At 28.2% G+C, this 12,193-nt stretch carries 12 protein-coding genes; all 12 read left to right on the top strand.

The genetic code is table 11. The features are described from left to right. Positions 1 to 45 precede the first annotated feature (45 nt). The 12 genes from SJY27_RS08670 (at position 46) to SJY27_RS08725 (ending at position 12,102) form a co-directional block, all read left to right on the top strand. Positions 46 to 819: a hypothetical protein gene (locus tag SJY27_RS08670; RefSeq protein WP_397447864.1), complete on the top strand. Its 774-nt coding sequence runs from the start codon at positions 46 to 48 to the stop codon at positions 817 to 819. Between the two features lie 624 nt (positions 820 to 1,443). Then, complete coding sequence (locus SJY27_RS08675) at positions 1,444 to 2,118, top strand: DUF4304 domain-containing protein (RefSeq protein ID WP_397447865.1); 675 nt, start codon at positions 1,444 to 1,446, stop codon at positions 2,116 to 2,118. Between the two features lie 153 nt (positions 2,119 to 2,271). Next, positions 2,272 to 2,943 carry a hypothetical protein gene (locus SJY27_RS08680; protein WP_397447866.1) on the top strand — a complete coding sequence of 224 codons (672 nt, stop codon included), beginning with the start codon at positions 2,272 to 2,274 and terminating at the stop codon, positions 2,941 to 2,943. Positions 2,944 to 3,307: 364 nt separating this feature from the next. Beyond that, a complete protein-coding gene (locus SJY27_RS08685; RefSeq protein WP_397447867.1) occupies positions 3,308 to 3,670 on the top strand; it encodes a hypothetical protein in 363 nt (120 codons plus the stop codon). A gap of 50 nt (positions 3,671 to 3,720) precedes the next feature. Further along, positions 3,721 to 4,740 carry a hypothetical protein gene (locus tag SJY27_RS08690; protein WP_397447868.1) on the top strand — a complete coding sequence of 340 codons (1,020 nt, stop codon included), beginning with the start codon at positions 3,721 to 3,723 and terminating at the stop codon, positions 4,738 to 4,740. Positions 4,741 to 5,324: 584 nt separating this feature from the next. Then, positions 5,325 to 5,993, top strand: a complete 669-nt coding sequence (locus SJY27_RS08695; protein ID WP_397447869.1) for a hypothetical protein — start codon at positions 5,325 to 5,327, stop codon at positions 5,991 to 5,993. A gap of 628 nt (positions 5,994 to 6,621) precedes the next feature. Beyond that, a complete protein-coding gene (locus SJY27_RS08700; RefSeq protein WP_397447870.1) occupies positions 6,622 to 7,773 on the top strand; it encodes a tRNA modification GTPase in 1,152 nt (383 codons plus the stop codon). A gap of 162 nt (positions 7,774 to 7,935) precedes the next feature. Then, complete coding sequence (locus tag SJY27_RS08705) at positions 7,936 to 8,649, top strand: hypothetical protein (RefSeq protein ID WP_397447871.1); 714 nt, start codon at positions 7,936 to 7,938, stop codon at positions 8,647 to 8,649. A gap of 365 nt (positions 8,650 to 9,014) precedes the next feature. Beyond that, entirely contained in the window at positions 9,015 to 9,227 is a 213-nt protein-coding gene (locus tag SJY27_RS08710) for a hypothetical protein (protein ID WP_397447761.1), read from the top strand. Between the two features lie 58 nt (positions 9,228 to 9,285). Further along, complete coding sequence (locus tag SJY27_RS08715) at positions 9,286 to 9,918, top strand: hypothetical protein (protein WP_397447872.1); 633 nt, start codon at positions 9,286 to 9,288, stop codon at positions 9,916 to 9,918. Between the two features lie 609 nt (positions 9,919 to 10,527). Then, positions 10,528 to 11,301: a hypothetical protein gene (locus SJY27_RS08720; RefSeq protein WP_397447873.1), complete on the top strand. Its 774-nt coding sequence runs from the start codon at positions 10,528 to 10,530 to the stop codon at positions 11,299 to 11,301. A 150-nt stretch (positions 11,302 to 11,451) separates the two neighbouring features. Beyond that, positions 11,452 to 12,102, top strand: a complete 651-nt coding sequence (locus SJY27_RS08725; RefSeq protein ID WP_397447874.1) for a hypothetical protein — start codon at positions 11,452 to 11,454, stop codon at positions 12,100 to 12,102. Positions 12,103 to 12,193 lie beyond the last annotated feature (91 nt).

Here is a 12,193-nt window from a genome sequence, read left to right on the forward strand (position 1 = left end):
CAACTAAAACATAGCCTAGAACGTTGTAGCACATTTGAGAAAAGTATGAAATTGATTTTAAAAATAACTATTCTGATTATTACATGTTCAGTAAATGCTCAAGAAATTCAATCTTTCGACATCAATTCAATTAACATTAATAATTGGAAAAACACACCACATGTAAAAGGAAGATTAGCAACTCAAGAGGATGTTGATAAAAATAGAGCAATTTATGTAAATACTGGTCTAAAAGAATATATTCCTATTAATTTAGAAATTCCATTCCTTGCTTGTTTAATCGACGCTAGAACAGAAAGAAAAGATACTGTTGTTGTTGTCCAAGCTCATAAAATTGATGGAGGAATTTATACTGGATTCAGAGCATTTCACGGAACCGGAAATGGCACTTCTTTATTAAAGGATTTGATAATAATTGATAATTATGAAGATAATTTAAATATCGCATCCGAATTTTATTTAAAGAAAGAAAAAATTCCTGAATCTGTATTAATAAAATTAGTTCCTGAAAACTATACTGAATTCGAATTGTATTATGGGACAACTGGACCTGACCATAAACTGGGAAAAACGGATTTTTTCTATGACACTACACGACTGATTTTTGAAAAAGTGACTTCTGAAAATAATTCTGATTTTTATCTACCAAGTTTAAATCTAGCAAGTTTTGCAGATGGAGAATATGCAGAGGAATTTATTGAGTATTTAGAATTAATAATAAATACTGACAAAGAAAAGTTTTGCAAATCATTAAGTGGAATAAAATATAAAAATCGTAATCCGATTAAATATTATTCGGAATTAAACAAATGTGAATAAAAACGTGCTACAACACCGTATAAAATTAATGGCTAGTTTTTGCCTACTTACGAAAATCCTCGCGGATTTTCTATCTGGTGTTTATTTGCTAAAATAGGTGCTTAAACACGCCACTAATCTTATACATAAACGTTGCAAGTAATAGCGGAAACCACTCAGACGCTTTAAATTTGCGGTTAAATATTCTTGAATTAAAATGGAAAAAAGTGGAATTTAGAAATGCTGAACACTCTCTCGCTCGCAAAATTCAAAGTTTGAATTTTGCATAACTTGAAATTGTAAAACGTAGGAATTTACTAAAAGTTGAAAAATCAAAAAACGTGGGAATCTCAGCAAAACGTGGGAATGAAAAAGTGGAATTTGAGCAACTTTCGGAATTGAATTTCTTTGCGGAATTTCTTACTCAAACTCTGAATTTTGCAAAATGTGAAAAAATGAATTATAAACTGAAAAAAAATCTACTACTTGCAACACCGTGTATAAAAAATTGCTATTTTTAGCTTTATCAAAGTTGGTTGCTTTTTTGCAATCTTATATTTTCCTGCGGAAAATAACGATGGCACAAAATCGCAACTTTCCATAACACAAACACAATGTGGGTAATTAAAAAACTGAACAATAACAATGAATGCATCAGAATTCAAGAAATTAGTAGCTGAACATTTTTCCCCAAAAATTAGAGATTTAGGCTGGAAAGGTTCTGGTTTTCATTTTAGAAAGATGCAAGAAAATGGAATTGGAAATATTTTTGGAATTCAAGGTAGTTGGTATGGAGGAGAAGTTTGTTGTGAAACTGCAATCAATTTTGAATTTATGAATAAACTTTATGGAATAGAATTCAAAAAAGAGACTTATGCAAGTTCTTTAATTAGGAAAAGACTTTCGCCAAAAGGAGAAGGAGATCATCATTGGTATTTTAGCAATAATATTGAAAAAAACATTGAATCAGTAAATTCAATTTGGAAAGCTTTTGAAAAACACGGTCTGAATTTTTATAATGACTTTAATAACTTTCCTCATCCTTTTGACAAAATTAAACCAAAAGATTTGAAAAGCGGAAAAAGCCACAAGATTTTAGGTAAATATTTTGTTGTTAATCAGATTGAATTAACAAATATTTTAAAAGAATTGAACCTACTTTTAGGTAATACAAGAATAGCAGAAGAATTCTCAAGAGTTGGATTAGAGAGAATTAATGAACATTCAAAAAGGATATTGACTGGAAATAAAAACAATAAGTATTACAAACAATCCGAAAAATATATTGAGAAATTAATAAAAAATATGAAAATTAAATAAAAACTACCCACAACACCGTGTAAAAAAAATTGCTAGTAAAAAGCCTACTTACGAAAATCCTCTCGGATTTTCTTGGTTTGTGTTTTATTTACTAACTTTAGTGCTTAAATCCGCAACTTTTCCTACACAACAACGTTAGCCACAAGCTGAAAAATGAGCATAGAACTAATAGAAATAAATGGACAATGTGAATTTTTCGATTATGAAAAATTTAAAAACACGTTTGAATCTACAATTGGTAGAACTTGTTCAGATGCTAAAATTTTTGCTTTCAACAACTTTCCTGCAGCAGTTTCTTCCGAAACAAATATTGACTTAATATTAGTAATAGCTCTAAATCCAAAAAAGGGAAATTACTATCGATTTTGGAAAAATGAAAGATGGGTTTATCTAAACAATTTGATTCTTCCAATAAATTTTGCGAACTACTTACAAAACGAGGAAATTAAAGTTGAAGACAATCAAATAATCTGTAACGAAGAATACATTGATTATAGTACTGAAATAAATTCATTGAGATTTAGTTTCATTGATTATCTCGCATTAAAATGCGGTTTCAATAAGCAAGAGTTGTTTATTCAACCAGTAATATTTATCAAGAATAGCACAAGTGCTATTCTTGATAATTACATTATTTCTGAAGAGTTTACTTTTAATTCTTTAAATGAATACTTACAAAAAAACTCATTTGACATATTTATTTCAAATAAAAATTGGAAAACGGAAATAGGGTATGATAATATTGCTGACGACATTAAGAAAATAACCGAACAAGCTTCAAAAGATAGTGAAATAGGTTATCTAACTAAGAAGAAAAATAGATAGAATCGGTAAACAATTATCAAGCACCAAAAAAATATATGAAGAGCTTGACCAAAATTTAATAATAATCAATGGGAAAGCAGGTACAGGAAAATCAAGTGAGTTATTAACATTAACGTTAAAATGCATTTCAAATGGGCAAAACACATTATTTCTAACTTATAACAAACTACTAATATTTGATATTGCGAAAACCGTTAAATCATTTATAAACGCAAAATTAAACTCTAATCGAGAAGAAAAGCCAGGTGAAGGTTCTGTTCTAACTTTACACGCATTCTTTTATCGTTTATCAAAATCTTTAGGTGTTCTACACGTTTTGTCTGCTGATAGAATTGAAAAATTATTATCTATTTTAAAATCAAGAATGAGAATCAATTATGATTTCCTCATACAAAAAATTGATTTCACAAAACATAATGATTTTGAGAGCATAAAAACTTCCATTCAAAATAATCAAGAATTTGATAACGGCACAAAGGAGATTGGTATTGAGTTTATAAATTACATAAATCACAAACCTCTTTCTAATTCAAATGATTTTATCAAATACTCAAAAAGCTTTTATGAAAGAAAAAAGAGACTAATCAGTAACATTGAAGCAAAAGATGTTTTTATAGCAGATTACTATGGAGTTTTAGAAAATACTCTACTTCAATTCAGCAACCAGAAATATTCTTTAAAAAATATGATATTGAAAACAAACACGAATTACTTGATGTTGCCATAGGAATAAATAAAAAATATGTAGAGCAAAAAGATGGAAAACCTATAATTAAAATGTCAGGTTTCAAAGAGTTTAACAATCGAAGAATCGGAAGTAGAAAACGCAAAAGGACAGTTTTTATTGATGAAGCACAAGACTGCCATAGGTTTGAAAAAGAAATTTTAATCTCTATTTACGGAAGTAAAAAAATTGTAATTGCAAATGGAGGGAAAGGACAGTTAATTAGGCACGTAGAATTATGTAATTGGGAAGTCTCAAAGGGTAATAAACTTGAAACAAATAAACACTATAAAAGGAACAAGTCATATCGTGTTAAAAAAACTGTTGGTGAATTTTGTAATTATGTTGCCAACTACTATAAAATAGACTTAAATCTTGAACCAATAGAATCTGAAGACGAAGGAGAATTACTTGTAGACTTTAACTCAAATCATACAGATAATGAAATTCAAGATATTTTTAAACGACTTAATCTTAAAGGAGAAATAAACGATTGCTCTGCATATGAAAGACTTCTAATTCTTATAGAGTCAAATTCTCAGCGAGAAGGCTTAAGCAAAAATGAAATAACTGAAAGTGGAATTATTAATGAGTATGGCAACATTGAAGCTTCGAGCAATTTAATTAGAGGAAAATGGAAATATTTAAAACCCTTGGAAAATGACAACTTAATGTTTTGGGATGGAACAGAAAGCGATAAATCAAAACTGATTGTACCAAGTTCATTTGAATCAAGATTAATATATTATGAATCTTGTCGTGGTTTAGAATCTTGGTCAGTTGCTTGTTTTTCAATCGACAAATTTTTTAAATTAAAGAAAGAAGACCCTGATGCAGAAAAATTCTTATTAACACAGGAAAAAGGAGATACTATGAATTTATTTCTGACAAATGAAGAGAGAAGAAATATGTTTGCTGCAACTTGGGTTTTAATGGCTTTAACAAGGGTAATTGACACTTTATATATTCAGATAGATGATGAAAAATCAGAATTTGGAAAAATTGTAAAAAAGTATTTAGAAATAGCGAAAACGAATGTAAAAGAAATAAAGCCAGTGGCTAACAATGTATAAAAATAATAGCGGTTTAATCGCTTTAACAAAAGTAAATAAATATAATAAAGGTCTGTGTTTAACCGAAAAGTTAGTGTGTAAAAATCCGCTACTATTCTTATACTAGACCGTTATGTTTTATTGCTCAGGAAAATCTAAACGCAGGAAAAAATGCTGAACACTCTCTCGCGAATTTTAAAAAATCAAATCAAAGCGGAAATTTTACGCGGGAATTTTCTCTACTTTGGAATTCTTGACGTTTTGGGAAAAAATTAATTGGGGAAAATATCGCGCGAATTAAAAATCAAAGCAGAATCTAAACGTAACAATTAACTCTGAAAAAGGAATTTAACAGAAATAATAAATAAAAAAAGCTCAAAAAAGGAAATTAAAAATAGGAAAAAAAATGAAAACGGAATCTGAACTTACTTACTCAAACGTATCACAACAAAACATAACACCGTGTAAAATTTATTGCTTTTTATGGTTTTTCTTACGAAAAACCTCGGAAACGCTAAAGTTTTAGTTTAATAAACTATTTTTTTCGCTAAATTTACGCAACAAATAATACACATAAACGTTAGGGCACATAAAAAAACGAACTTTTGAACAGAATAATAATCTTATTTATATTAATTATAATTTTAGGTTGCAACTCACAAAAAAGTGAATTAGAATTTGAAAAAGAGGTATTCAATGACATTTTTCCTGAATTGATTGACTCTACTTTTTTTGATTTTAGATTACTTTCTCCTTCAAAAACAATTCCTCCTCCTCCAAATGGAATTATTATAAGTGACAGTTTGAATAGAGAAAACTTAAAAAGACATAAGAAGTTTTTAGAGGAATTTGAAGAAAGAAAATTAAAAATTGAAAATGATACTTCCAGAATCGTATTAGCTATAGTTGACACAATTTTCTCCCTAAATCAGAAAAATTTTGAAAGATTAGATAAAAAATTTAAAAATGATTCTTTGAAGAATAAAACAGATTATAAGATTAATTTATCTCAATTCAAGAACAATAAGAAATTCTTATTCAAATATTATTCAGAATTCCCAAAAGGTCGAAAAATATGGAAAACGGAATATCCTTTTCATCTTGGAGCAGTGTTATCTTTTTCCCGAATTTATTTTGACCGAGATAAAAAAAATGGAGTTATTGAAAGCGGAACAAGTTTTGGAATATTAAATGGAAATGGTTTTAGAATATTTATCAAAAAAATAGCTGGTAAATGGAAAATTGAAAAAATTGAAGGAACTTGGATTTCATAAATTACGTGCCCTAACACCGTGTATAATTCATTACTAGTTAGAGCCTACTTACGAAAGTCCTCGCAGACTTTCTATCTGTGATTTATTTGCTAACTTTAGTACTTAAAACACGCAACGAAATCATACACAAACACGTTATGTTTTATTGCTCAGGAAAATCTAAACGCAGGAAAAAAATGCTGAACAGTCTCTCGCGAATTTTAAAAAATCAAATCAAAGCGGAAATTTTACGCGGGAATTTTCTCTACTTTGGAATTCTTGACGTTTTGGGAAAAAATTAATTGGGGAAAATATCGCGCGAATTAAAAATCAAAGCAGAATCTAAACGTAACAATTAACTCTGAAAAAGGAATTTAACAGAAATAAAAAAAAGCTCAAAAAAGGAAATTAAAAATAGGAAAAAAAATGAAAACGGAATCTGAACTTGCTTACTCAAACGTATCACAACAAAACATAACACCGTGTAAAATTTATTGCTTTTCCTGGTTTTTCTTAAGAAAAACCTCGGAAACGCTAAAGTTTTAGTATAATAAACTATTTTTTTCGCTAAATTTACGCAACAAATAATACACGTAAACGTTATGTGTTATTAAACATTCAACAATTTAAATATTAACAAAATAAAATAATGATGAAAATAAAACTACTATTTCTTTTAACCACAATTTTAAGTTTTAATTGCTACTCTCAAATTTCTTTTGAAAATGGATATTACATTGATAATAATAATCAAAAAATTAAATGTTTAATTAAAAATATTGATTGGGAAAGTAATCCAACTAAATTCAAATATAAACTAACTGAAAATAGCGAATTAAATGAAAAAACTATAAAATCAGTTAAAGAATTTGGGATTCCTAACATTTTAAAATATGTGAAAAGCCTCGTAAAAATTGATAGGTCTAGTAACAAGGCTGACGAATTAGATAATCAAAGAAAAGCTGCATTTCAAAAAGAAGAACTCTTTTTAAGAGTATTAGTCGAAGGAAAATCTACTTTGTATAGTTACGTTGATGGTAACTTGCCAAGATATTTTTACAGCATAGGAGAATCTAATATTGAGCAATTAGTTTTTAAAAGTTATACAACTCCTGAAAATGAAATTCGAACAAATAATAGGTTTAGAAATCAATTATGGAATAATTTGAAATGCGCTAACATCAAAAAGAACAGAGTAGAAAAGTTAAATTACAAAAAATCAGATTTGGTTAATTTTTTTGTAAACTATAACAGCTGTAATAATGAAGAATATATCAACTTTGAAAAAAAAGAAAAAAAAGATTTATTTAATTTGACTATCAGACCTCGTTTAAATAGTTCTTCATTAGCATCTAATTATAGGAATACTAATATTAAAAACGAACTAGGTTTTGGTTTTGGAATAGAAGCAGAATTTATTCTTCCTTTTTATAAAAATAAATGGTCACTTTTAATTGAACCTACTTATCAAAGTTTTATAGAAGAATCAAATAGAAATGTAATTATTAATTATAGTTCAATTGAACTTCATACTGGTGTAAGGCACTACTTCTTTTTAAATGATAATTCTAAAATTTTTATAAATGCTTCTGTAATTTATGATTTTGGTTTAAATAATCCACAAATCGATTTATTAGAAATTGAAACACCATTTAATATGGCTTTTGGTTTAGGTTATAAGTATAATGATAAATTCAGCATAGAGTTAAGGTATCAAACACCAAGACAACTATTATCTAATTTTGATTTTTTTGCAGAATATAAAACATTATCAATAGTATTTGGATATTCTCTATTCTAAAATAACAACACATAACACCGTGTAAAAAAAATTGCTGGTAAAAGCCTACTTACGAAAATTCTAGCGGATTTTCTTGGTTCGTGTTTTATTTACTAACTTTATTGTTTAAACCACGCAACTTTCCTTACACAACAACGTTGGCAAACATTTAAGAGCAACTTTATGAAAATAAAAATTTTACTTATAACATTAATTTTAATTTCTTGCCAAACAAAAGGAAAAAAGGAACCAATTGAAATTAAACAAAGTGAAAAAAAAGTTGAACAGAAGGTTGAACAGAAAGTTGAAAAACCTACTGAATTAATAAATAACGGAGAATACTTTAAAGTAAAACTTTTTCACCCTGAAACTGAATTAGAATTTGACAGTATTGTCTCAAAAGAATTTTTGAAAGATGATTTATTTACTTTATTGGAATTTAATTATCCAAAATTTGAATCTAAACTAATTGACAACAAATCAATAGAACTCATAAACGGAAATACTAAAATCGTAATTAAAACAACTGAATTTCAACCAAATAAAAGAGAACTAAAATTTGATTCTAGTGGTAAATTTCTTGAAAAAATTGACGGAAAAGATATTTATGGAACTGACGGAAATATTCCGAGAAAAGAAATATCAGAATTCTATTTAATAGTTAATGACAAAAGAATAGAAATACCTAAAAAACATTACAATGATTTGTTTGAACCAACAATTGAATGCCTAAATGACAATGATGATTTGTACTGCTATACAATTTGTTACTTAAACGAGAAAGGAGAAATAATATTAACAATGCAAAATAGTGATGGAGCAGGAAGTTATATGGTTATTTTCATATTTGACAAAAAGTATGAAATAAAGGAAAGAATAATCGGTTATCAATTTTAAATAAAACGATTTGCCAACAACATATATAATTTATTGCTGGCTTTTTACTTACTTACGAAAATCCTCTCGGATTTTCTTGGTCTGTAATTATTTACTAAATTAGTTGCTTAAACCACGCAACAAACCATATATAAACACGTTGTAAATAATGCGTGAATCCACTCAGACTCTTGAAAGTTGGAGTTTTAAAAATGGTGGAATTTGAGCAAATTGTGTGAATTTTGAAACGCTCTAAAAATGGAATTTAAAAAATTGCTGAACAGACTCTCGATAACCTTGAATTTTGAATAAATTGAGAATTAAAAATGTTGGAATTTACTCAAACTCGGAATTGCAAAACGTGGGAATCTTAGCAAAGCGTGTGAATGAAAAAATGGAATTTAGCATCTTGGGGAATTGAAAATCTTTGCGGAATTTTCTCTCAAACTCTGAATTTGGACAAAATTGAAAACAAAATGAATAATAAATCTTATAAAAAGCACTATTTACAACAATGCCTATATTTAATTGCTGCTTTATTTTTCCTTCGGAAAAATACGCAGGCACAAAGTTGTTTGACTTTTTTTGCTTATTTTTAGCTAAACTAAACCGCAACTAAAACATAGCCTAGAACGTTGTACAACATTTGACAGACCAATGAAAATCAGAATTTTGACCATATTATTTTTAGTTTTTATAAGTTGCAAAAATGTGACTGAAAAAGAAACTAAAAAAGTTGAAATTATAATTGACTCAACGGAATTGAAAATTGAAAAAGTCAAAAAACCGTCCGAAAATGTAAAACTAACTTCCTTTCTTGAAAACCCAATTGATTTGCAGGAATTTAAGGAAAAGAAAAGTAGAAACGTTACAACAAGCGTCACGAACGGAATGGAATATCATTTACATCCAAACGTTTCTGATTCTATTTTTTATAATTATTACTATCATAATGAAAATTTAAACTCAAATAGAATTGACCGAATTACAGTTTTTAAATACGGACAAAATAAACACCGATATGACGACAAAACAGAAACCTTAATTGAATTTGAGGTATTTAACAATGATTCTGATTTAGGAAAAGCAAATCTTGTCGGACTTTCAAAAACGGAATTGGAATCTGAATTTGGAACTGATTATCTGACTTTTAACAACGGAATTGTCTACTCGTATAAAAACAGAGTTTTGATAATTGAACTTAATGACTTAAAAGTCAAATCATATAATTATATAAAGTTAAACACCGAGAAAATTGACAAAGACTTAATCGGAGAAATAATAAAATAAAAAACGTTGTACAACACCGTATAAAAATAATTGCGGTTTAGTGCTTAATCAAAGGTCGTTGCGTGTTTGTAACGTCTGATTTTCCTTCGGAAAATCCTCGCATACAAACCCGCAACTATTCTTATACATAAACGTTATGTTTTATTGCTCAGGAAAATCTAAACGCTGGAAAAAAATGCTGAACAGTCTCTCGCGAATTTTAAAAAATCAAATCAAAGCGGAAATTTTACGCGGGAATTTTCTCTACTTTGGAATTCTTGACGTTTTGGAAAAAAAATAATTGGGGAAAATATCGCGCGAATTAAAAATCAAAGCGGAATCTAAACGTAAGAATTAACTCTGAAAAAGGAATTTAACAGAAATAAAAAAAAGCTCAAAAAAGGAAATTAAAAATAGGAAAAAAAATGAAAACGGAATCTGAACTTGCTTACTCAAACGTATCACAACAAAACATAACACCGTGTAAAATTTATTGCTTTTCCTGGTTTTTCTTACGAAAAACCTCGGAAACGCTAAAGTTTTAGTATAATAAACTATTTTTTTCGCTAAATTTACGCAACAAATAATACACATAAACGTTGGCAACAATACCCAAAAACTGAACTCTGAATGAAAAATTGGAATAAAGAAGAGGCTTTAAATTCTTTGAATTTGGCAATTGAGGAAATAGGCAATTTAAAAGTTCTGAAAAGTAATTCAGCTGAACATATTAGATGGCTATCAAACACTTTAAGGTTACTGAAAGAAGTGTTTGGACAAAATTCTACCTACTATCAAACTTTGCAACATTTGAGTTGGAGAGAAACTGGTCGAATGTTAATCCAAGATTGGGATGTTGAGGGAGCAATTGAAAGAAGACATCATAGCGCATACTTAAGTCAATTAGAAACTGCAAAAGGATTAATATTAGCTTCAAAAGACCATTTAGAAGCAAGTGAAATAAGTGAAGTTTATAATGGCGACAATACAGCTGAAGAAGCAAGTGATTTAATTCAAATCATAAATTTGGGAGAAAAGAAACTTCGTAAATTAATTAGAGAAACACCAACTAAAGAAAAGCAAGTTCAAGATAAATACGAAGATTTATTAATTGCGAATGATATAAATTACGCTCGAGAATTTCCTCATATTGAATATTCTTCAAAACAATATGTTCCTGATTTTAGCATTGAGAAATTAGATTTAGCGATTGAAATTAAACTTTGTAAAAAAGATGAAAAATTACTAATTGCTCAAATTAATGATGACATTTTAGCCTATAAAACTAAATTTAGAAATTTAATATTCTTGATATATGATATTGGACAAATTAGAGACGTTGATAAATTTAAAGATTCAATTGAACTTCACGAAGATGTTATCGTACAAATAATAAAAGAATAAAGTACAGTTGCCAACACCGTGTAAAATTAATTGCTAGTAAAAGCTCACTTGGGAAATTCCTTCGGAATTTCGCCGTTCGTGATTAATCTAGTAAATTAGTTGCTTGAAACACGCAACTAATCTTACACAACAACGTTGTAAAACATTTGAATGAAAATCCTGCTAACAATTTTATTAGTTCTGAATTTTGGAGTTTCTAACTCACAAAACTTCATCAACGGAATAATTTATTGTGCAGAACATAGCGCTAATGAAAAATTAAGATTTGCAATTGGAAAACAAATTTTAGATAATAACTTCAAGTTTGAGAAATCAGAAACCTTAATTGAAGTTTATAATGAAAATGAAGACAGATTTGAAAGATTGACTTTAGATGAATTTAATAAATCTAATTTTCCAGCTACTCAATTATGGTTAAATTATAAAGTGATGGACGAAAACCTAATTTTAACGGAATTGGGATTTCCTTTTAATCTTAATTGCACAACACCTTGGAATAAAAAAGACATTCAGGAAATTTTAGAACCTTATTTAAAAGTTTTACAGAATAAAACCAAAATTGACTTGAAAAAAGCACTTGAAATCGGAAATGAAAACGGACTGAATGAAATATGTTACTGGGACATTGATTATGAGAAAAGGAAACTGACTTGGACATTAAAAAGCAAACTGAAAAATAACCAATCGAAAGTGATTAAGATAAACTCTAAAAATGGTAAAGTGATTTCGGAATTTATTGAAATCCCAATCGATAAAAAAAACGTTTTACAACACCGTGTATATTTTATTGCTTTCTTTTAGCCAACTTACGAAAATCCTCGCGGATTTTCTATTCAGTTTTTATTTGCTAAATTTACGCTAAACCAACGCAACAAAGCATACACAATCACGT

This window comes from Polaribacter sp. R77954 (assembly GCF_044595335.1).
Taxonomy (GTDB): Bacteria; Bacteroidota; Bacteroidia; order Flavobacteriales; family Flavobacteriaceae; genus Polaribacter.